This is a genomic window from Saccharothrix sp. 6-C (assembly GCF_016695385.1).
Taxonomy (GTDB): domain Bacteria; phylum Actinomycetota; class Actinomycetes; order Mycobacteriales; family Pseudonocardiaceae; genus Actinosynnema; species Actinosynnema texasense.
The window spans coordinates 2,024,587-2,046,729 of sequence record NZ_CP064192.1 but is presented as its reverse complement, the minus strand read 5'-3'; the positions used below and the strand labels follow the sequence as shown (position 1 = coordinate 2,046,729).

The following is a 22,143-nucleotide window of genomic DNA, read 5'->3' as shown; positions in this document are numbered from 1 at the left end:
GCCGTTGTCCGAACGCCCATTACCGAGACTCCCATTCGTTCAAGTCTTGCCCTGTCGAGCGGATCGGGGCACTGACGCGGCCGATGACCTCGCCGCGCGGTAGCACGCCCCGATCGCTGTTCGCACTGGTGGTGGTGCTGTGGCCAGTGCTGGTTGTCGTGCTGTCGGTGCGCTCCGAGAGGTCCACCGCGATGCGGGCGGACCTCTCCGCGGAGTGCCGCACCGGGTGGGCACCACCGTCCACAACGGAGGCCGGCGGTGCGTCGTCGAGACCCGTCACCGCGACGTCCGTCGCCGGCCGGAGCCCCTGGCGGCGCACTTCACGGTGCACACCTACCGCAAGCGGGTCGCTCACGCGATCACCACGTCCGGCGGGACTTCGGGGTCCAGCAGGTCTCGCATCGCCGTGCCGCCCGCTCCGGCGGCGCCGGCCGCCGCGGGCACGAGCCGGCCCGCGGGCAGGTCGAGGGCGGTGCGGACGTCGATGTCGGCGGTTCCCGTCATGCCGGTCGTGCCGGTCGCGCCGGCCCTGTCGGTGAGGAGGAGCACATGGCGGCCGGAGTCTGCCACTTCCGAGGTCGGCGGGTACCGGGAACGGTCGAGCGCGGTGGACCCGGTCCGGCGCGGGTCCTCGGCGTGCGGCGCCGCCTGGCGGGTCGTCACCGGAGCGCCGGGACGCGCCATGGCCTGCTCCCCCTCCCCCGGTTCGAGCTGGTCGGTGCCGTTCGAGCTGGTCGGTGCCGATCGCTCGCGTCTCGTGCCCGCGTCGCGGCGGTCACGCAGCGCACCCGCCTGAACACTTTGCCACCCGTTCGACCGCTCAAAATCGGCGGTACTGTGTCGCGGGCCACAGCGCTGTGTCAAGGAGTGGGACGGCTGCGTGACCGGACCGCAACTTCTTCGCTGCGCGACGGCGGAATGCCGACCGTCCGACGAGGACCGCCGTGCCGGCGGGAACGGCCGTTCACCACGCCCTGGGACCGTTCCCAGTCGCGGTGGGACGGACCTGAGCGTTCAACTCGGGTGTTCCGGACGTAGGACACGGGTGTTCCCGGCGTGGGACACGCGCGGGTCAGCGGGCTTTGGTGAGGGTGGCGCGGATGGCCAGGGCGGCGCCCGAACGCGCCCACTCGCTGAAGTCGAAGGGCCGCACGTCCAGGTCGATCAGCGCCGGGTCGGCCTCGAAGCTCGCCGCGATCCCGTCCGCCACGCGCCGCTCCGACACCTCGTGGAGCGGGAGCCCGTCACCCGTCAGCAGGACCTTCCGCGGGTCCAGGAAGTTCGCGACGGTGCCGATCAGCACGCCCAGCGCGTAGCCCGCGTTGTCGAAGACCTCCTTGGCGACCGGGTCACCCGCCAGCGCCCGCTCGACCGCTTCCCCGTACGTCGGGTCGCCGTCCAGCTGCCGCAGCATCACGTGCGTCATGAGGTAGCTCGACGCGCAGCCGCGGTGGCCGTACCCGCACTGCGGGCCGCTCGGGTCGACCAGGATGTGCGCGATCCGGGGCGTGAGGCCGTGCGAGCCCCGCACCAGCTTGCCGTCGACGACCACGCCGCAGCCGACGCCCGCGCCCACCGTGATGAGGACCATCGAGTCGAGCCCCGCGCCCGCGCCGAACCAGTGCTCGGCCGACGTGAGCGCCTGCACGTCGTTGTCGACGACGACCGGCACGGCGGTCGCCTCGACCAGGGCGTCCCGCAGCGGCACGTCCACCCACCGCAGGAACTCCGCCTCGGCCACCACCCCGCCGGACACGATGCCGCCCAGCGTCACGCCGATGGCCGTCAGCCCCGGGAAGCCCGCCGCGACTTCGGCGATCTGGGCGGTGACGTCCGCCGGGTCGTTCGAGCGCAGCGGCTGGTCGGTGGTCGCGGTCACCGTCGCCGTCAGGTCCGTCACGGCCGCGAACAGCCGGTCGGCGGTGAGCTTCACGCCGAGGAAGTGGTGGGAGTCGCCGCGCACGTGGAGGATCTCCGAGGGCCTGCCGGTGGACGAGCGCAGTTGCGTTTCGCCCTCGACGAGCAGTCCGTGGAGCACGAGCGTGCGGGTCACCCGGGTGAGGGTGGGCCGGGACAGGTGCAGGCGGGTGGCGAGCTCGGACCGGGGCATCGCGCCGTGGACGAGGACCTCCAGCAGCACGTCACGGGCGACTTCGGGCAGGTCCGGCCAGGACGGGGCGGTACGTGGGTCGGTTCCCGGAGTCACCGGCCGAACATACCCGGACCAGGCACGACCGGTCGCCGACCGGATCGCGGACCGGGCAGTGTCCCAAGCGGTGACCCGGACCGTCGCCGGGCCGGCCGGGTCAGGCCGACCGCCGGCCGGGTCGGGGTCGTGGGTCGGACCATGGTCCGGGTCGGGGGCCGGACCATGGTCCAGGTCTGAGGGCCCCGGCCCGGGCTCCAGGTGAGACCGCGGGCCGGGGCTCCGTCGCCGGACTAGCAGATGGACTGCCTGCTGTTGACCAGCGTGTTGTTGCGGAACGTGGTGTTGGTGCCGCACGGGTTCTCGGTGATCGCCGAGTTGGTGACGGTCAGGTTCTGGATGGTGATGTCCCGCGTCACCGGGAACTCGCTGCGCGCCGCCAGCCGGATCTCGCCGCCGCCGCTGACGCTGCCGCTCTGGGCGGCCAGGTTCACGTTGTAGCAGTTCTCGATCAGGATCGCGTTGTTGCCGGTGTTGCTGATGGTGAGCCGGTCGACCTGGAGGCCGCCGCTCTCCGACACGCAGAAGATGCCGCGCCCGCCGCCGCGGGCGATGACCTGCCCGACCCGGACGTTGATCGGGTAGCTGCTGCCGATCCGGCCGTTGCGGTTGGCGGTGCGGAACGCGGCGTAGCCGGTGCCGGCGCCCGCGTTCTCGGCGTCGACCGTGCCCACCGTGGCGTTGATCGTCTGGTTGAGCAGCAGGCCGGACTCGCCGACGTTGCGCGCCACCACCGTGCCGATGGTCAGGCCGTCGACCCCGTAGGTCTCCACGGCGTGCGAGCTGGCGCCCTGCACGTAGGCGTAGTCGAGGCGGATGTTGCGGCTCCACTGGCTGGTGTCGCCGCGGTTGTCGATGCGCACGCCCAGCCCCCTGGACAGGCGCATGTTCACGGTGCCGATGACCACGTTGGTGACGTTGCGCATGAAGATGCCGTACACCGGGGTGCCGGTGACGGTGAGGTTCTGCACCTCGATGTCCCGGACGCCGCGCGCGTAGACCGGCGCGTAGTCGCCCGAGCCGGAACCGGTGACGTCGATGGTGCCGCACAGGTCGATGGTGGTGTAGCTGCGCATCGAGTACCGCTCGCCCGCGGGGATGGAGCCGGACGCCCGGACGACGATCCGCTCCTTGGACGTGCGGTTCGCGGTGAGGCTGTCGTTGGCCGCCTGGAGCGCGGCGCGCAGGCTGCTGCCGGTGTAGACCGTGCTGTTGCCCCGGCGTGCGGTGAAGCTGCTGCCGGAGCCGGTCACCTCGGCCTGGTACGAGCCGTCGCCGCAGGCGGCCTGCGCCTCCGGCGCGGCGACCTGGAGGAGCGCCGCGGTCAACGCTGACACGGCGAGTAGTGCTTTCATAGGACGATCTCCTGAGGTTGGTAAGCGCTTTCCTGCGGTGGCGGCGGAGATCCGGGCGGTCGACGGCATCGGGTGGGAGTGGTGGCGGCCCGCCGAGGGACGTGACGGGCCACCACCGGGCTTCCGCGCTGGGAGCGTTCCCAGGACTATCCGGTAGTGAATCGGACATCGGAATGCCCGTCAAGGCCCTGCTTCAGGTCGGGCGGTTCGTCGCGGGTGACGACGCGGGCGTGGCCGTGGACCTCCCGCGGGTGGCCGACGCCGTCGCCGACGGTCGGGTGGGCGCCGTGCCGGCCGCCGGACACCGATCGGACTAGCGGGTGATGACGTAGGCGATGCCGCCCGAGCCGCCGGCCACGGAGCCGTCCGCGCGGTAGCGCTTCGTGCGCAGCCAGACGTTCTCGAACTGCGCGCGGTCGTAGACGCGGCGCACCGCCTCGTCCGACGACGACGCGGGGTCGTTGGCGATCACGTCGCCGTCCTCGGTGAAGCCGACCACGACCATGATGTGACCGGCCGTCCCGTACCCGGCGCCGGCCAGCTCGTCCGCCCGGAACGACTGCGAGGTGATCACGGGCACGCCCCGCGCGACGAGCTGCTCCACTTCGGACAGCGACCGCAGGCGCGTGACGTGGCCCCGCAGGCCGAAGCTCGCCGCGTACGCCGTGTTGAACGGCCAGTTGCCCGCGCCGCGGTAGTCGTGGTCGTAGGTGTGCCGCGCGGCGTGGTCCACGGTCCGGTCGACGTGGGCGGGGTCCAACCAGGACAGGTCCTCGGCGCTCGGGCCGCGCCCGTAGTACTCCACGACCATCTCGGTGGACGTGGGGCTGCACCACGCCTCGCCGCCGCCGTCGTACTCCGGGTAGTGGCCTTCGTGGACGTTCTGCGAGTAGCGCGGCACGGGCAGTTCGACGCCCCGCGCGACGCCCGGCGCGCTCGTGGGCACGGTGAAGCGGTCCGGGACGGCGGAGGCCATCGCGCCGGCCATCCGCAGCAGCGGTGACGTCCGGGTGCCGGCGAGGCGGTAGAGGGTGACGCGCAGCCGGTAGGCACGCAGGGGCCGTTTGGCCACGAAGGTGTCCACGTCCACCGACCCGTGCTCGTCGTCCTGGCCGGGGACCGTGGTCCGCTCGACGTCCTGGTCGCCGAGCGCCCAGCGGGCCATGACGTACCAGGGGGTGTCGTCGCCGCGCAGTTCCACCTGGAGCCACGTGCCGGGCGGGGTGTCGGCGTTCCAGGAGGCGACGGCCTGGGTCGCGGCGAAGCCGGTGACCCGGCGCGGCGACGTCCACCGCGCGTAGTCGTAACCGTCCCGCACGCCGATCGGCCGGTGGATCGCGAGGCCGCCGGGCACGGGCGCGGTCCCTTCGTGCTCGCCCTGGACGAGCTGCGCGGAGCGCCATTCGCGGTAGTCGACGCGTGCGCCCTCGGCCACCGCCGGAGGAGCCGCGGTGAGGCCGAGGGCGAGCACGGCGGACAGGACCGACACGACACGGAACGTCATGTCGGAAATTGTCGCGCTAGCGCATTAACTTGTAATCTACCGACAGAGTGGTCGTGCGGACCACGGCTCCGGTCAGGCGCGACCGCGCCGCTTGGTCCACACGTCGTAGGCGACGGCGGCCAGCAGCACCAGGCCCTTGACCAGCATCACCCGCTCGCTGGGCGCGCCGATCAACGACATGCCGTTGTTGATCACGCCCATGATCAGGCCGCCGGTGATCGCGCCGACCACCCGGCCCACGCCGCCCTGCACCGCCGCGCCGCCGATGAACGCCGCCGCGATCGCGTCCAGCTCGAACGCGTTGCCCGCGGTCGGGCCGGCCTGGTTGAGCCGGCCGGCGAAGATCACGCCCGCCAGCGCGGACAGCACGCCCATGTTCACGAACACCCAGAACGTGACCTGCTTGACCTTCACGCCGGACAGCGTCGCGGCCTGGAGGTTGCCGCCGATGGCGTAGATGTGCCGGCCGAAGACCGACTTGTTCGCCATCACCGAGTAGCCCAGCGCCAGCACCGCGAGCAGCACCAGCACCCAGGGCAGGTTGCGGAACCGGGCCAGCTGCACCACCACGGCCAGCACCACGGCCGCCGCGAGCGCGATCTTCGCCACGAAGATCGGGAACGGGTCGACGACCTGCCCGTAGCTCAGCCGGGCCTTGCGGTTGCGCCACTGGTTGAACGCGAACCCGACCACCACCGCGACCCCGACGAGCAGGCTGACCAGGTCGGCGCCGCCCAGCGGGCCGAGGCCGACGTTGCCGAGGTAGCCCTCGGTGAAGCCGTTGGCCAGGGTGCGGATCTGGTCCGGGAACGGGCCGATGCCCTGGTTGCCCAGCACGGTCAGGGTGAGCGCGCGGAACACGAGCATGCCGCCGAGCGTCACGATGAACGCCGGGATGCCGAAGAACGCCACCCAGTAGCCCTGGGCGGCGCCGATCACCGCGCCCGCGAGCAGCGTGATCAGCACCGCCAGCGGCCACGGCAGGCCCATCTGCACGGTCAGCACCGCGCAGATCGCGCCGGTCAGCGCCACCACCGAGCCCACCGACAGGTCGATGTGCCCGCCGATGATCACCAGGATCATGCCGATGGCCAGGATCAGCACGTACGAGTTCTGCACGATGATGTTGGAGATGTTCTGCGGTGTGAGCAGGGCGCCGTCCGTCAGCACCGTGAAGAGCACCACGATCAACGCGAACGCGATGTAGATGCCGGACTGCCGCAGGTTGAACGTGAACCTGCGCTGCGGCGCGCCGGCCTGCTGCCCCGCCGGCGTGGTCGCGGTCTTGGTGGTCATGAGGTCTGTCCCTGGGTCATGTGGTGCATCAAGCGTTCCTGGGTGGCTTCCGCCCGGTCGAACTCGCCGGTGATGCGGCCCTCGGACAGGGTGTAGACCCGGTCGCACAGGCCGAGCAGCTCCGGCAGCTCGGAGGAGATGACCAGCACCGCGCGGCCCTGGTCGGCCAGGTCGTTGATGATCGAGTAGATCTCGTACTTCGCGCCGACGTCGATGCCGCGGGTCGGCTCGTCGAGGATGAGCACGTCCGGGTCGGTGAACATCCACTTCGCCAGCACGACCTTCTGCTGGTTGCCGCCCGACAGCGACGACGTCGTGGTGCCCACGCCGGGCGCCTTGATGTTCATCGAGCGCCGGTACTTCTCCGCGACCGAGTGCTCCTCGTTCTCGTTCACCCAGCCGCGCGGCGCCAGCTTGTGCAACCCGGCCGCGGACACGTTGAGCTTGACGTCCTGGATCAGGTTGAGCCCGTAGCGCTTGCGGTCCTCGCTGACGTAGGCGAGGCCGTGGTCGATGGCCTTGCGGACGGTGCGCGTGTCGATCTCGCGGCCGTCCTTGACCACCCGACCGGAGACGCCGACGCCGTAGGACCGCCCGAACACGCTCATCGCGAGCTCGGTGCGGCCCGCGCCCATGAGCCCGGCGAGACCCACGATCTCGCCGCGGCGCAACGACAGCGTGGCGCTGTCCACCACGACCCGGTCGGGCTGGGACGGGCTGTGCACGGTCCAGTCCTCGATGCGCAGCACCTCCTCGCCGATCTCGGGCGTGCGCGGCGGGAAGCGGTTCTCCAGGTCGCGGCCGACCATGCCGGAGATGATCCGGTCCTCGCTCACGTCCTTCGCGGGCAGCGTCTCGATCGTGCGGCCGTCGCGCAGGATCGTGATGCTGTCGGCGATCCTGGTCACCTCGTTGAGCTTGTGCGAGATGATCACCGAGGTGATGCCCTCGTCGCGCAGCCCGTCGAGCAGGTCGAGCAGGTGCGCGGAGTCGTCGTCGTTCAACGCCGCGGTCGGCTCGTCCAGGATCAGCAGCTTCACGTCCTTGGCCAGGGCCTTGGCGATCTCGACCAGCTGCTGCTTGCCGACGCCGAGGTCGTGGACGGGCGTCGTCGGGTTCTCCCGCAGGCCCACGCGGGCGAGCAGGGCGCCCGCCGCGTGGTTGGTGCGGTTCCAGTCGATGAAGCCGCGCTTGGCCCGCTCGTTGCCGAGGAACAGGTTCTCCGCGACGGACAGCTGACCGCACAGCGCCAGTTCCTGGTGGATGATCACGATGCCGCGCCGCTCGCTGTCGCGGACGCCGCCGAACGAGCAGGGTTCGCCCTCGAAGACGATCTCGCCCTCGTACGAGCCGTGCGGGTGCACGCCGGAGAGCACCTTCATCAGCGTGGACTTGCCCGCGCCGTTCTCACCGCAGATCGCGTGGATCTCACCGCGCCGCACGCCGAGCGTGACGTCGTGCAGCGCGGTGACCCCGGCGAACCGCTTGGTGATGCCGCGCATCACCAGGATTTCGTCGGACATGGTGTGCAAACCTACTTCAGCTGATCCGCGGTGTAGTAGCCGCTGTCGACGAGCACCTTCTGGTAGTTGCCCTTGTCCACGATCACCGACTCGAGCAGGTACGACGGCACGACCTTCTTGCCGTTGTCGTAGTCCTTCTCGTTGTTGACCTCGGGCTTGCCGCCCTTGAGCACGGCGTCGGCCATCTTCACGGTGGTCGCCGCGAGCTCGCGGGTGTCCTTGTAGATGGTCGAGTACTGCTCGCCGCCGATGATCGACTTCACCGACGCGACCTCGGCGTCCTGGCCGGTGACGATCGGGTACGGGTTGCCGCCGGTGCCGTAGCCGCTGCTCTTGAGCGCGGACAGGATGCCGATGGACAGGCCGTCGTACGGCGACAGCACGCCGTGCACCTGCGCGCCGCCGTAGGACGAGGTCAGCAGGTCCTCCATGCGCTTCTGGGCCGTGGCCGGGTCCCAGCGCAGGATGGCGACCGTCTTGAAGTCGGTCTGGCCGCTCTTGACCACCAGCGTGCCCTTGTCGATGTGCGGCTGGAGCACCGACATCGCGCCGTTGAAGAAGAACGTGGCGTTGTTGTCGTCCGGCGAACCGGCGAACAGCTCCACGTTCAGCGGGCCGGTCGCGGTGCCCGGGGTGCCGTCGGCGTTGAGCACCTTCAGACCGGTCAGCAGCGACGTCGCCTGCTGCACGCCGACCTTGAAGTTGTCGAAGGTGGCGTAGTAGTCGACGCTGTCGGTGTTGCGCAGCAGCCGGTCGTAGGCGATGACCGGGATGTTGGCGTCCTGCGCCTGCTGCAGCTGCGACGTGATCGCGGTGCCGTCGATCGAGGCCACGATGAGCAGCTTCGCGCCCTTGGTGATCTGGTTCTCGATCTGGTTGGCCTGCGTCGGGATGTCGTTCTCGGCGTACTGGAGGTCGACCTTGTAGCCCTTCTCCTCCAACGCCTTCTTGATGTTGTCGCCGTCGTGGATCCAGCGCTCCGACGAGCGGGTCGGCATGGTCACGCCGACGAGCGCGCCCTCCGTGGACCCGGTCTGCTGGTCGACGGACTTCTCCGCCGACCCGCAGGCGGCGAGCATCAGGCCGGCCGCGGTGATGGCGGCGATCCGCGGAAACCTCATTGTTTCTCTCTCTCCCTAGATGTGGTGCTTGGCCCGGCGCCGGCCGGCTCGGGGCCGGCCGGTCCGGGACCGGCTAGCGCATTCCCTGCGCGAGTCGGAAGTACGCCTGGTTCCAGCGCAGGCGGTCGCCGAACGACGCGGTCGTCGTGTCCTGGTCGATGACCACCAGTTCGGTGTTCACCATGGTCGCGAAGTCGCGCAGCGTATCCGAGCCCACGGCCTGCGTCATCACGGTGTGGTGCGGTCCACCGGCGGTCAGCCACGACTCGGCCGACGTGGACAGCGACGGCGCGGGCTTCCACACCGCGCGCGCCACCGGCAGGTTCGGCAGCGGCTCGTCCGGCGGCACGACCTCGACCTCGTTGGCCACCAACCGGAACCGCTCGCCCAGGTCGGCCAGGCCGACCACGACGGCGGGGCCCGCGGCCGCGTCGAACACCAGGCGCACCGGGTCCTCCCGGCCGCCGATGCCGAGCGCGTGCACCTCGCACGACGGCTGGTCGGCCGCGATGGTCGGGCAGACCTCCAGCATGTGCGCGCCGAGGATCTTCGGCTCGCCCGGCCCGAAGTGGTAGGTGTAGTCCTCCATGAAGGACGTGCCGCGGCCCGTGCCCGCGCCCATCGCCTTCACCGCGGCCAGCAGGGCGGAGGTCTTCCAGTCGCCCTCGCCGCCGAAGCCGTAGCCGTCGGCCATCAGCCGCTGCACGGCCAGGCCCGGCAGCTGCCGCAGCCCGCCCAGGTCCTCGAAGTTCGTGGTGAACGCGCCGAAGCCGCCCTCGGTGAGGAAGCGGCGCAGGCCGGCCTCGATGCGGGCGCCGTAGCGCAGCGAGTCGTGCCGCTCGGCGCCCTTGTGCAGCTCGGGCGCGAGCCGGTAGGTGTCGGCGTACTCGGCGACCAGGAGGTCGATCTCCTCCTCGCCGACCGCGTCCACCAGCTCGACGAGGTCGTTCACGCCGTAGGTGTTCACCGAGACGCCGAAGCGCAGCTCGGCCTCCACCTTGTCGCCCTCGGTCACCGCGACGCCGCGCATGTTGTCGCCGAACCGGGCCAGCTTCATCCCGTTCAGGTGGCTGTAGCCGGTGGCGGCGCGCACCCAGCCGTCGATCCGGGTGGCCAGCACCGGGTCGCTGGCGTGGCCCGCCACGGTCTTGCGCGGCACGCCGAGCCTGGTCTGGATGAACCCGAACTCGCGGTCGCCGTGCGCGGCCTGGTTGAGGTTCATGAAGTCCATGTCGATGGTCGACCACGGCAGGGCTTCGTTGAGCTGCGTGTGCAGGTGCAGCAGCGGCTTGCGCAGCGCGTCCAGCCCGGTGATCCACATCTTCGCGGGCGAGAAGGTGTGCATCCACGCGATCACGCCGATGCACGACGGGTCCGCGTTCGCCGCGAGCATGACGTCGCGGATGGCGGCGGTGTCGGTCAGCACCGGCTGCCACACCACCTCCGCGGCGATCCGGCCCGACTCGGTGAGCATCCGCTGGATCTGCTGCGACTGCTGGGCGACCTGCTCGAGCGTTTCCGGGCCGTAGAGGTGCTGGCTCCCGGTCAGGAACCAGACCTGCGGCTTCCCAGCACGCGACATGCGGGGCTCCCCTCGTGGGCTCATTGCCCGTAGACGTTCTGGTAACGGGCGTACAGGCTGTCGATGTGGTGCTGCTCGATCGGTTTCGGCGTGCCGAGCTGGTGTGCGAAGTGGACGGTGCGGGCCACGTCCTCCACCATCACCGCGGCCTTCACCGCCGCACGCGCGTCCTTGCCGATGGTGAACGGGCCGTGGTTGCGCATCAGCACGGCCGGCGACCGGCTCCCGCTCAGCGTCTCCACGATGCCGCGGCCGATCGAGTCGTCGCCGATCAGCGCGAACGGGCCCACCGGGACGTCGCCGCCGAACTCGTCGGCGATCATCGTGAGCACGCACGGGATCGGCTCGCCGCGCGCCGCCCACGCCGTGGCGTACGGGGAGTGCGTGTGCACCACTCCCCCGACCTCGGGCATGTGCCGGTACACGTAGGCGTGCGCGGCGGTGTCCGACGACGGCGAGTGGTCGCCCTCCACCAGGTTGCCGTGCAGGTCGGTGACGACCATGGCCTCGGGGGTCAGCTCGTCGTAGGACACGCCGGACGGCTTGATGACCATCAGGTCCTGGCCGGGCACGCGGGCCGAGACGTTGCCCGCGGTCCAGATCACCAGCTCGTAGCGGGTCAGCTCGCGGTGCAGGTCGGCGACCGTGCGGCGCAGCTCGGAGATGGCGGACGCCGTCACGCTCCCACCTCGCCCTTCGCCGTGTCCGTCTTCGTGGCCAGCCGCCGGGCCTTGAGCCGGTGCATGACCTCGTTCGCGCCGCGGCCGAAGTAGTCGTGCAGCTCCTGGTACTCCACGAACATCCGCTCGTAGGCCTCGACGTTGTCCGGGATCGGCAGGTACGCGCCGCGCTTGATCGAGCCCATCGCCTTGGCCGCGGCGTGGATGTCGTCGTAGGCCTTCGCCGCGACGGCCGCGTGCATCGCCGAGCCCAGCGCAGGCCCCTGCTCGGAGCCGATCACCGACAGCGGCAGGTTCGTCACGTCGGCGTAGATCTGCATCAGCAGCGGGTTGCGCAGCAGGCCGCCCGCGATGACCAGCTCGGTCACCGGGATGCCCGCGTCGGTGTAGGAGTCCACGATCACGCGCGTGCCGTAGGCGGTGGCCTCCAGCAGCGCCCGGTAGGTGTCCTCGGCGCGGGTGGCCAGCGTCTGTCCGACGATGACGCCCGACAGCTCGTGGTCCACCAGCACCGAGCGGTTGCCGCTGTGCCAGTCCAGCGCGATCAGGCCGTGCTCGCCGATGCGCTGCTGAGCGGCCAGCTCGGTCAGCAGCTCGTGCACCGAGATGCCGCGCGCCCGCGCCTGCTCGTGGTACTCCCCGGGCACGCCGTGCTCGACGAACCAGGCGAAGATGTCGCCCACGCCGCTCTGCCCGGACTCGTAGCCCCAGAGGCCGGGCACGATCCCGCCGTCCACCACGCCGCACATGCCCGGCACGTCGGCCAGCACGTCGGCGTTCATCACGTGGCACGTGGAGGTGCCCATGATCGCGACCATCTGGCCGGGTTCGACGGCCCGCGCGGCGGGCGCGGTCACGTGCGCGTCGACGTTGCCGACGGCCACCGCGATGCCGGGCTTGAGGCCGGTCCACTCGGCGGCCTGCTCGGTGAGCCCGCCCGCCCGGTCGCCGAGCTGGCCGAGCTGGTGCTCCAGCTTGTCGGAGACGAACGTCGCGAAGTCGGGGTTGAGCGCGGACAGGAAGTCCGCGGACGGGTAGCCGTCCTGGTAGATGCCCTTGTAACCGGCCGTGCACGCGTTGCGCACGTAGGTGCCGGCGAGCTGCCAGACGATCCAGTCGGCGGCCTCGACCCAGTGGTCCATCGCCGCGTAGACCTCGGGGGCCTCTTCGAGCAGCTGCAGGCCCTTGGCGAACTCCCACTCCGAGGAGATCAGGCCGCCGTAGCGGGGCAGCCAGCCCTCGCCGCGCTGCGCGGCCAGGTGGTTGATCCGGTCCGCCTGCGGCTGGGCCGCGTGGTGCTTCCACAGCTTCACGTACGCGTGCGGGTTGCCGGCGAACTCGGGCAGCTCGTTGAGCGGCGTGCCGTCGGCCTTGACCGGGACCATCGTGCACGCGGTGAAGTCCGTGCCGATGCCGATCACGTCGGCCGGGTCGACCCCGGCGTCGACGATGGCCGCGGGCACCGCGTGCCGCAGCACGTCCACGTAGTCCTGGGGCACCTGCAACGCCCAGTCGGGGGGCAACGGGCGCCCGTCGGGCAGGGCGCGGTCCAGCACGCCGTGCCGGTAGTCGTGCACCGCGGTGCCGAGTTCGAGGCCGTCGCGCACCCGCACGACCACCGCGCGGCCGGACAACGTGCCGAAGTCGACACCCACCACCAATGGATCGCTCGCCATGATGGGCAGTGTTATCGCTAACATTCGTGACGTCAAGACCTGCCCGCAACGTGGTCTTAACGGTTTGGTGAGCGTGCACAAAACCCGGTGTTCAGCGGGGTGCGGCGCTGCTGCCGTCGCACCCCAGCCTAGGCGGGTTCGGGCCTGGCGCGGACCCGCAGATGCGCGGAAGACCGGACGAAAAAGTTGCGGGACCGGCCCCGGTCGCGCCGGACGGCGCCCGGCCCGACCCACCGCGAGGGTCGCGGAACCGTATCCGGCCCGCCGGCCCGCCCCACGACCGGCACCGCTGTGCCCCACGACACCGTGCTCTGCGACACCCCGCCTCGCCTCACCGCGCCCGTGACGCAGCTACCCAGGACCCGCGCCGCACACGACCCGGCGCTCGACGGCACCGCGCCGACCAGAACCCGTGCGACGGGCGGTGTGCGTGCGGCAGGCCGCACGCCCGTCCGGGTCACGCGACCCCCGGCCCCACCGCGAGGGCGGCACGACGCTGTGCCGCCACCCCGGGGTCACTGCACGGGTGGCGCGACGCTGTCCCGCTTCACCAGGGCCGGCGGGACGTTGCGCTGCGGCGCGCCCACCTCCCCGTCGGCCACCTGCGCCAGCAGCAGCTCCAGCGTCTCCTTGGCGACGGCGTGGAAGTCCGGCCGGATGGTCGTCAGCGGCGGGATGAAGTAGGCCGCCTCCGGCACGTCGTCGAACCCGACGATGCTCACGTCGTGCGGCACCCGGCGACCGCGCTCGCTCATGGCCCGCAGGATGCCGAGCGCCAGGTGGTCGTTCGCCGCGAAGATCGCGGTCACCTCCGGCATCCGGGCGAGCATCTGGCCCGCCCGGTAGCCCGAGGCCGCGCTCCAGTCCGCCGGCACGACCGGCGGCACCTCCAGGCCCGCCGTCTCCAGCGCCGACCGCCAACCCCTTATGCGGCCGAGGCTGTCGAACCAGTCCGACGGCCCCGAGACGTGCCACACCGTGCGGTGGCCCGCCTCCAGCAGGTGGGTGGTCGCCGCGAACGCGCCCGCCGCCTGGTCGACCGTGACCAGCGGCGTGGAGCGCTCCGGGTCGCCGTCCACCGTGACCAGCGGGATGCCGGCGGACACGTCGCCGACGGCGTCGTTGGCCGACGCGGTCGGCGCGATGACCACTATCCCGGCGACCCGCTGGTCGCGGTGGCGTTCCACGGCGTCGGAGATGGAGTTGCGGTCGAGCACGTTGACCCGGCCCACGCTCACCGCGAACCCCGCCTCGGCCGCCGCCGCCTCGAACGCGGCCAGCAGCGACGCGGGGCCGTAGAGCGTCGAGTTCTGCGCCACCACCCCGATCAGCTGCGACCGGCCGGTCACCAGCGCGCGGGCCGCCTTGTTGGGCCGGTAGCCCAGTTCCGCGATGGCCGCGCGCACCCGCAGCCGGGTCTGCTCCCGGACGTTGGGGTGCCCGTTCAGCACCCTCGACACCGTCTGGTGCGAGACCCCGGCGAGTCGGGCGACATCCGTCATCGCGGGATCGCGCGAGGTCCTGTGCTCCACTAGCGCCCCATCTCCCCTGTCGACATGCAAGCCTTCGAACTCGATGTTAGCGATAACACGCCCGGTCGACCGCGAAGGCACTCCCGGACATTGTCCACCAAGGACCGCTCCTACCTGCGCAGGACGCGTCAGGACACCCTGAATGTCGCACGTTCCCGGGCGCGTCGGTCACCGCCCGGCTTGGACACCGCCAACCGCCCGGTGTCGTGCGCGAGGTAGGCGTCCTGGTCGGCCGCCAGTCGCAACGACACCCCGTCACGGTCGGTCAGGCCCGGCGCCCGCACGAACGACGCGGCCCGGCCGTAGGCGTCGGTGTCCTCGAACGGGTCGACCCGGACCACGCCGCCGTCGACCCGCGCGTAGCGGTCCGGGAAGTTGACCGACTGCACCGCCACCGTGCCCGCGCCGAGGAAGCCGGGCACGAACCGGAACTGCGAGTCGGCCAGGTCGCGCACGTTGCCGTCCACCCGGAGCTTGTACTCGAAGTGCCGCACGAACAGGGCCGGCGCGTCGGCGGGCGACAGCCGCACCACCGGCCCGCCCTTCCCGACCGGCACGCCGAAGCTGGGCGTGCCGTCGGCGTTCCAGCGCAGCTCCTGCACGCGGGTGTGCCGGTTCGGGTCGAACAGCGGGTCGCCGGTGATCGCCCGGTAGTCGCGGGCGTGGTAGACCAGCACGTCCCGGTCCCCGACCGTGGTGAACGAGTTGTGCCCCGGGCCGTACTGCCGGGTGGCGTCGTTGGTGGTGAAGACCGGCGTCGGCGTCTTGGTCCACGACCGCGCGTCGAGCAGGTCGGCGTTCTCGTCCGCGGTGAGCAGCCCCATGCAGTAGCGGGCGTCGGTGGCGCTGGCGGAGAAGGTGACGAAGACCCGGCCGTTGCGGATGAGCACCGCCGCGCCCTCGTTGACCCGGAAGCCCTGCACCTCCCAGTCCAGCGTGGGCGTGGCGATGCGCACCGGCGTCGTCTTCAGCGCGAGCGGCGAGGCCATCTCGGCGATGTAGAGGTTGGTGTTGGTGTCGATGCCCGGTTCGTGCTGCGCCCACAGGAAGTACCGCTTGCCGCGGTGCTCGAACGTGGTCGCGTCGAGGGTGAAGGTCTCCCACGCGGTGACCACCTGCCCCTTCAGCTCCCAGCCTCCCTCGCGCGGGTCGTCCTTGGCCGACTCCAGCACGTAGGTGCGGATGCGGAACGGGTCGTCGGAGTCGCCCGCGGCGAAGTAGACGTACCACTTGCCGTCGATGCGGTGCAGCTCCGGCGCCCAGATGTAGCCGCCCATCTTCCCGGACGACGGCCGCCGCCAGATGGTGCGCTCGCGGGCGTCCGCGAGCCCGTCGAGGGTGGCGGCGCCCCGGATCACCACCCGGTCGTACTCGGGGACCGAGCCGGTGAGGTAGTACATGCCGTTCACCGGCCGGGTGATGAACGGGTCGGCGCGCTGCTCGACCAGGGGGTTGCGGGTGGGCAGCCCGCCGGGGGCGGCGGCCGCGGCCTCGGGCTCCCCCTGCGCGGAGACGGCCGACGCGGAGGCGGTCAGGCCGCCCGCCACGGCCAGCGCGCCGCCGGCGCGGAACAGGCTTCTGCGGTCCAGGGACACGGGAGCTCCAATCGCGGAGGTGCTGGGCGTGGTCATCGACGGCGGTCCTTGATGCGCAGGAACGTGACCGAGTTCGGCGGGAACGTGTGGGTGAACGAGCTCGACACCCGCACCTGCGTCTGCCTCGCCTTGACCGGCTGGGTGAACTCGGTGTTGACGTCGTCGGGCAGGCCCTCCAGCACGGTGGCACTCGCGGTCGGCACCACCCAGGCGCCCCTGCCCAGGTCGATCTTCGTGCGGGCGGCGTTCGACTGCGCGTTGACGACCTTGACGATCAGCTCGCCGGTCGCCTCGTCGCGGGTGACCACCTGGCGGAACGGCTCCGGGTTCTTGTTCGCCTCGTCGGTGAACGAGGCCCACAGCCGCCCGTCGACGAAGAGCCGCACGGTCCGGTCGCGCACCTCGACGCGCAGGTCGTAGGTCCGACCGGTCTCGATCCTGGTGTCGTCGGCGTGGAACACGCGCGAGGAGTTGCCGCCGTCCACCGCGGAGCGGGTGTTGTTCCAGCCGCCGAGGTTCCACCAGAACGGGTTGCCCGTGCCGTTGACCGCGAACGGGATCAGGAAGCCCTCGCTGCCGGACAGCTTGGTGGCCTTCACGCTGAACGTGAAGTCGCTCCACGTCGGGTCGCCCGCCGTCATCAGGGGGTTGGTCGCCGCGGTGTCGGACTGCACGAACCGCCCGTCCACCACGCCCCAGTTGCCGGCGCCGTTGCCCGTCCAGGAGCCGCCGTCGACGGAGAAGTCGTCGGCGAACAGCTCACGGCCGTCCGCCGAGGTGACCTTCACGTCGTCGTAGGCCACCGAGGTGGCCCAGGAGGAGAGGCCGATGGCGCCGGTGATCGGCGTGGGGCTCCACGGCGTGCCGGACGCGGTGCTCTCGACCACGTGGTCGCCGACGTTGGTCATGAACAGCTTCTGCACCTCGTAGGAGGTCGAGCCCCACGACGCGTGGTTGTTGAACCAGATCATGTCCGGCCGCCACTGCACGTAGTCCTCGTTCGACAGCAGCGGCGCGTAGGAGGCGAGCTTGACCACGTCGGCGTTGCGCTCCAGGCCGGTCATGAACGCGGCCTCGGCGAGGGCGTTGAAGTACCGGTTGTCCTGCGAGGCGTACTCGCCCAGGAACACCTTGGGGCCGTTGCGGTCGTAGCTGTCGTAGCGGTCGTTGTTCTCCAGGAACCAGCTGGGGCTGTTGTAGTAGTGCTCGTCCACCAGGTCGACGCCCGCGTCGCGGTTGAGCTGCCACAGCCGGTCGAAGTTGGCGCCGGTGTCGTCGGGCCCGGAGTTGCCGACGACCGTGATGTCCGGGTACCTCGCCTCGATGGCGGCGCGGAACCGGGTGAACCGGCTGAAGAACTCGTCGGCCAGGTTCTCCTCGTTGCCGACGGCCACGTGGGTGAGCCCGAAGGGCTCCGGGTGGCCCATCTCGGCCCGCTTGCGACCCCAGGTGGAGTCGGCGGGGCCGTTCGCGAACTCGATCAGGTCCAGGGTGTCCTGGATGTGCCGCCGCAACAGCTCGGGGTCGTCGGTGGCGCGGTTCTGGCCGCAGCCGGTGACCAGGGCGGGCACCACGGGCAGCGGCATCGCGCCGACGTCCTCGGAGAACTGGAAGTACTCGTAGTAGCCCAAACCGTAGGACTGGTTGTAGCCCCAGAAGTTCCAGTTGGTGGCGCGCTGCTCGACCGGCCCGATGGTGTCCTTCCACTGGAAGGAGCGGCGGCGCTCGAAGTCCGGCGCCTCGTAGCCGCGGTGGCTGCCGGTGTTGACCAGGCACCCGCCGGGGAAGCGGACGAAGCCCGGGTCCAGCGCCGCGATCTTCTCCGCCAGGTCCTTGCGCAGGCCGTGGCCCTTGAAGGTGTCCTGCGGGAACAGGGAGACCATGTCCAGCCGGAGCGTGCCCGTCCCTCCCGCGTCGAGCAGCAGCCGACCGGTCGTGGACGACTCGCGCGCGGCGAACGTGCCGGTGTACTTGGTCCAGCCGTCGCCCTTGACCCGGACCTCCACCGGCGGCGCGAGGTCCTTGCCCGCCGGGTCGGTCAGGCCGACGTGCACCGGCGTGCCGGCGGGCTGGTCCGAGCGGGCCCAGGCGGAGAAGTCGTAGCGCTTGCCCTTCTCCACCGCGAGGCCCGAGTTGTAGCCCGAGTTGATCACGCCGGCGGGCAGGCCGAGGCGCAGGTAGTTGCGGTTGCGCTCGTTCATCCGGGCGTCGTCGTCCACCACGTCGAGCGTGCCGCCGGTCGGCGCCCACCCCGTCAGCGGCGTGTAGGCGGCGTTGTCGGCGGTGCTGTACTCGAACGACCTGTTCTGCACCAGCTCGGCGTACAGGCCGCCGTCGGCGGCGCGGTTGATGTCCTCGAAGAAGACGCCGTACATCGTGTCGTCGATCGTCGCGCCCTTGGCGGTGGGATCGATGGCGAGGGTGTAGTCGGTGTCGGCGGCCGTGCCCGAGGCGGGCACGGCGACGAGCAGGCTCGCGGTCAGAGCCGCGGCCATCACGACGCGGGACATGCGTGCTCCATGCTCCTGTGCGGGGTCAGGGGTCGTGGCGGCGGGTCGGGGTCGTGGCGGCGGGTCAGGGGAAGGCGGCGCGGACGCGGTCGAGCTCGGCCTTCGTGACCGGCAGCACGGTGCCGTGCCGGGGCCTGCCGGGCAGCTCGTAGCCGGTGGCGGGGGTCCACCGCCCGGTGGCGAGGTCGGTGGTCTCGAACGGCACGTAGCCGCGGCCGCCGAACTCGTCGATGAACAGGTACCAGCGGTCCTCGGTGTTGGACTTGAACACCGTCGGGCCCTCGCCCTGGTTGATCGCGCCCTTGCCGATGCAGTCGGCCACGAAGTCGTAGGACGTGTCGCGCAGCTGCGCCGACTTCTCGGCCAGGACGAACTTGCTGCACGGCGTGGTGGACGTGTTGTTCCGCTCGTCCTTGGTGAACCGGTAGTACTCGCCGCCGTGCTTGATCACGGTCGAGTCGATGACGGAGTAGCCCGGGTCGACCCACACCTGCGGCTCGCTGAACGTGCGGAAGTCGCGCGTGGTCGCGTACAGCATCTTGTTGTAGGTGTTGCCGGTGTGCCCCGGGTCGTCCTCGGCGTAGAGCTTCGAGGCCCAGAACACGACGTAGGCGCCGATCGACTCGTCGTAGTACGCCTCGGGCGCCCACGTGTTGCCCGCCGTCTCCGGCGAGACCGGCACGTGGCGCTGCTTGCCCCAGTCGACGAGGTCGGTCGACTCCCACACCTCGACGTACCGGCTGCCCTTGCGCTGCACGAGGTCCCAGTTGCCGTTGCCGTGCATCTTCAGGTCGGTGGCGATGAGGTAGAACTTGTCGCCCTCCGGCGACCGGATGATGAACGGGTCGCGCACGCCCTTGTCGCCCAGCGACGACGTCAGCACGGGGTTGCCCTTGTTCAGCTCGTCCCACTTGAGCGCGTCGTTGCCCCGGCTGGCGGCGAAGTGGACCTGCTCGCCGGTGGCCGAGCCCTCGCCGGTGAAGTAGCCGAACAGGTAGCCCTCGTAGTCCTGCCGCCGCGGCAGGGGCGTGACGGTGACCTTGAACTTCTTGCGGGTCGTCTCCCGGCCCGCCCGGATCTCGGCGGTGAGCTGCACCTTCACCGGCTTGTCGCCGAACGCGGGCCGGGTGACCTCGCCGGTGGGCGTGATGGTCCCGGGCTTGTTGCTCTTCCAGGTGATCGCGGTGCCGTGCAGGCCGGTCGTGGGCAGGGTGATGTTGCCCCGGATGTCGTCCTCGTCCCACACCACCAGCGCGGCATCGGCCTCGGCGACCTTCTCGTCGTCGGTCAGCCCCGGGCGCACGGTGACCCGGAAGTCCCGGGTCTGCCCGGACGCGGTCGCGGTGAGCGTCACGGTCGCGGCCGGGCGGCCGGGCGCGGGCCGGGTGACGACGCCGTCGGCGGACACGACCGCCGGGTCGCCGGAGCGCCAGGTGATGGCGGAGCCGTAGGGGCCGGTGGTCGGCAGGGTCAGGTTCGCGGTGACGGCGGAGGTGTCGCCGAGGTCGATCGCGGCCAGGTCGCGGCGGCCCTTCTCGTCGTCGGCGATGAAGCCGAGGTCGTGCGCCTCGGCCGCGGTGAGGGCGCGGTCGTAGAGGCGGAAGTCGCGGACCGCGCCCTTGAGGCGGCGGTCGCCGCTGTAGACGGAGCGGCCGATGTAGTTGGCGGTCGTCGTGCCGCCGCCGATCATCGCCGGGGTGATCGTGACGCCGGTCTTGCGGGCGACCTCGACACCGTCCTCGTACAGCACGGCGGTGCCGCCGCCGAGCGTGTAAGTAAGCGTTTTCCACACACCCCTGGCGAGATCGCGGCCGGCCGTCGCGGTCTGCTCCGTCGACCAGTTCCCGGTGGCGATCGACGAGCGGTAGGCGTTCCCGGTGGTGAACAGGTAGCCGTTACCGGTGGTGCCCGAGGAGTTGCCGAGGCCGTACACGAAATAGGGCGTCGCCTGGTCGGGCGCGATGCGCACCTGGAGCGAGACGCTGACTTCGACCAAGCCCCTCAGCACGTCGTCGGGCAATTTCACGTGGCCGTCCACGCCGCCCAGCTGAAGGCCTTCAGCACCGCCCGGGGTGGCGTCGCCGATAACGGTTGCGTTGCGACCTCCGCCCGAGGTGTCGGCCACGACGGCCCCGTCGGTTTCGGTGAGGGGGTAGTGCAGCACGAGCCCGTCGGCCGCGGATGCCGGCGGGGCGCTCAGAGCCGCCGCGACCACCGCCGCGACGAGAGTCGCGACCAGGGTGCGTGGACGATGACGAAGGGTGACCATGTGAGGGCGTCGCTCTCGTCTTGCGCGCGGCGCGAAGCCGCGGATGAACAGGGCATCCGGGAGTCGAGGTGTGTTGAGTCACAAAAGTGAGCGCTAACATACGACCGGCCTAACAAACGTGTCAAGGATGCGAAGTTGACGTTTCCGGGGGGTTGACTGGCCGATTGTGAGCGTTCACTCTTGTGCCCCAGGTGACCACCGTCACGCGGTTCGCCGTTCCCGTCAGTGTCTCGGGTTCACACGGAGGAAGACCAGTGTTGAAGAAGATCACGACCGCCGCCGCCGCGGTCCTGTTGGCCGCGTTGACCGCGTGCGGATCCGGTGGGTCCGGGGACGCGGGGTCGACGGGCGCCCCCAAGGGCAACGACGACGGCAAGATCACCATGGGCTTCGCCCAGGTGGGCGCCGAGAGCGGCTGGCGCACCGCGAACACCAAGTCGGTCCAGGAAGAGGCCGCGGCCGCCGGGATCGACCTCAAGTTCTCCGACGCGCAGCAGAAGCAGGAGAACCAGATCAAGGCGATCCGGTCCTACATCCAGCAGAAGGTGGACGTCATCGCCTTCAGCCCGGTGGTGGAGACCGGCTGGGACGCCGTGCTGCTCGAGGCCAAGCGCGCGAACATCCCGGTGATCCTGACCGACCGCGCGGTCGACTCCGACGACACGTCGCTGTACAAGACGTTCCTCGGCTCCGACTTCGTGGAAGAGGGCAAGAAGGCCGGCGAGTGGCTGAAGACCAACGCGGCGGGCGCGAAGAACGTCGTCGAGCTCCAGGGCACCACGGGCGCGGCGCCGGCGATCGACCGCAAGAAGGGCTTCGAGGACGCCATCGCGGGCACCGACCTGAAGATCGTGGCCACGCAGACCGGTGACTTCACGCGGTCGGGCGGCAAGCAGGTCATGGAGGCGTTCCTGAAGTCGGTGCCGCAGATCGACGTGGTCTACGCGCACAACGACGACATGGGCCTGGGCGCCATCGAGGCGATCAAGGCCGCGGGCAAGGTGCCCGGCAAGGACATCAAGATCATCACCGTGGACGCGGTGAAGGACGGCATGACCGCGCTGGCCGCCGGTGAGATCAACTTCATCGTCGAGTGCAACCCGCTGCTCGGCAAGCAGCTGATGGAGCTGGCGAAGAAGGTCGTCGCGGGCGAGGAGGTGCCGCCGCGGGTCGTGACCGAGGAGGGCACGTTCACCGTCGAGCAGGCGAAGACCGAGCTCCCCAACCGCAAGTACTGATCCCGAGCCGCGGCCCCCGCCACCCTCCGGGTGTGGTGGCGGGGGCCGCTCCCGTC

At 70.8% G+C, this 22,143-nt stretch carries 16 protein-coding genes; 2 read left to right on the top strand and 14 right to left on the bottom strand.

Annotated elements, in window-relative coordinates; translation table 11 throughout:
• Nucleotides 1-351 precede the first annotated feature (351 nt).
• The 3 genes from IOD16_RS09455 to IOD16_RS09445 form a co-directional block, all read right to left on the bottom strand.
• Nucleotides 352-684: a hypothetical protein gene (locus IOD16_RS09455; RefSeq protein ID WP_201439718.1), complete on the bottom strand. Its 333-nt coding sequence runs from the start codon at nt 682-684 to the stop codon at nt 352-354.
• A 388-nt stretch (nt 685-1,072) separates the two neighbouring features.
• A complete protein-coding gene (locus IOD16_RS09450) occupies nt 1,073-2,206 on the bottom strand; it encodes an ROK family transcriptional regulator (protein ID WP_236594852.1) in 1,134 nt (377 codons plus the stop codon).
• A gap of 233 nt (nt 2,207-2,439) precedes the next feature.
• Nucleotides 2,440-3,543: a hypothetical protein gene (locus tag IOD16_RS09445; protein WP_201439717.1), complete on the bottom strand. Its 1,104-nt coding sequence runs from the start codon at nt 3,541-3,543 to the stop codon at nt 2,440-2,442.
• A 191-nt stretch (nt 3,544-3,734) separates the two neighbouring features.
• On the opposite strand from IOD16_RS09445, the gene IOD16_RS09440 reads away from it, so the two are divergent.
• Nucleotides 3,735-3,878, top strand: coding sequence for a hypothetical protein (locus tag IOD16_RS09440; protein ID WP_201439716.1), 144 nt, complete (start codon nt 3,735-3,737; stop codon nt 3,876-3,878).
• On the opposite strand, the gene IOD16_RS09435 is transcribed toward IOD16_RS09440, so the two are convergent.
• From IOD16_RS09435 to IOD16_RS09385, 11 genes are all read right to left on the bottom strand, one after another.
• Nucleotides 3,875-5,065, bottom strand: coding sequence for a C39 family peptidase (locus IOD16_RS09435; RefSeq protein ID WP_201439715.1), 1,191 nt, complete (start codon nt 5,063-5,065; stop codon nt 3,875-3,877). The two genes, IOD16_RS09440 and IOD16_RS09435, sit on opposite strands and share 4 nt — an antisense overlap.
• Before the next feature lie 72 nt (nt 5,066-5,137).
• Nucleotides 5,138-6,361: a multiple monosaccharide ABC transporter permease gene (gene mmsB / locus IOD16_RS09430; RefSeq protein ID WP_201439714.1), complete on the bottom strand. Its 1,224-nt coding sequence runs from the start codon at nt 6,359-6,361 to the stop codon at nt 5,138-5,140.
• Complete coding sequence (gene mmsA, locus IOD16_RS09425; protein WP_123747901.1) at nt 6,358-7,884, bottom strand: multiple monosaccharide ABC transporter ATP-binding protein; 1,527 nt, start codon at nt 7,882-7,884, stop codon at nt 6,358-6,360. The genes mmsB and mmsA overlap by 4 nt, the downstream gene beginning before the upstream one ends.
• An 11-nt stretch (nt 7,885-7,895) precedes the next feature.
• Entirely contained in the window at nt 7,896-9,005 is a 1,110-nt protein-coding gene (gene chvE / locus IOD16_RS09420; RefSeq protein ID WP_123742614.1) for a multiple monosaccharide ABC transporter substrate-binding protein, read from the bottom strand.
• Nucleotides 9,006-9,078: 73 nt separating this feature from the next.
• Entirely contained in the window at nt 9,079-10,587 is a 1,509-nt protein-coding gene (gene araA / locus IOD16_RS09415) for an L-arabinose isomerase (protein ID WP_123742615.1), read from the bottom strand.
• Nucleotides 10,588-10,607: 20 nt separating this feature from the next.
• Nucleotides 10,608-11,267 (bottom strand): L-ribulose-5-phosphate 4-epimerase, encoded by a 660-nt coding sequence (locus IOD16_RS09410; RefSeq protein ID WP_123742616.1) that lies wholly within the window; start codon nt 11,265-11,267, stop codon nt 10,608-10,610.
• Nucleotides 11,264-12,943 carry a ribulokinase gene (gene araB, locus IOD16_RS09405; protein ID WP_123742617.1) on the bottom strand — a complete coding sequence of 560 codons (1,680 nt, stop codon included), beginning with the start codon at nt 12,941-12,943 and terminating at the stop codon, nt 11,264-11,266. The genes IOD16_RS09410 and araB overlap by 4 nt, the downstream gene beginning before the upstream one ends.
• Nucleotides 12,944-13,458: 515 nt before the next feature.
• Nucleotides 13,459-14,445 (bottom strand): LacI family DNA-binding transcriptional regulator, encoded by a 987-nt coding sequence (locus tag IOD16_RS09400; protein ID WP_123742618.1) that lies wholly within the window; start codon nt 14,443-14,445, stop codon nt 13,459-13,461.
• Between the two features lie 158 nt (nt 14,446-14,603).
• Nucleotides 14,604-16,070: a family 43 glycosylhydrolase gene (locus IOD16_RS09395; protein ID WP_236594851.1), complete on the bottom strand. Its 1,467-nt coding sequence runs from the start codon at nt 16,068-16,070 to the stop codon at nt 14,604-14,606.
• A 32-nt stretch (nt 16,071-16,102) separates the two neighbouring features.
• Complete coding sequence (locus tag IOD16_RS09390; RefSeq protein ID WP_201439712.1) at nt 16,103-18,580, bottom strand: alpha-L-arabinofuranosidase C-terminal domain-containing protein; 2,478 nt, start codon at nt 18,578-18,580, stop codon at nt 16,103-16,105.
• Nucleotides 18,581-18,644: 64 nt separating this feature from the next.
• Entirely contained in the window at nt 18,645-20,849 is a 2,205-nt protein-coding gene (locus IOD16_RS09385) for an immunoglobulin-like domain-containing protein (protein ID WP_201439711.1), read from the bottom strand.
• Nucleotides 20,850-21,103: 254 nt separating this feature from the next.
• On the opposite strand from IOD16_RS09385, the gene IOD16_RS09380 reads away from it, so the two are divergent.
• A complete protein-coding gene (locus IOD16_RS09380; protein ID WP_123742622.1) occupies nt 21,104-22,087 on the top strand; it encodes an ABC transporter substrate-binding protein in 984 nt (327 codons plus the stop codon).
• The last annotated feature ends 56 nt before the right edge of the window (nt 22,088-22,143 follow it).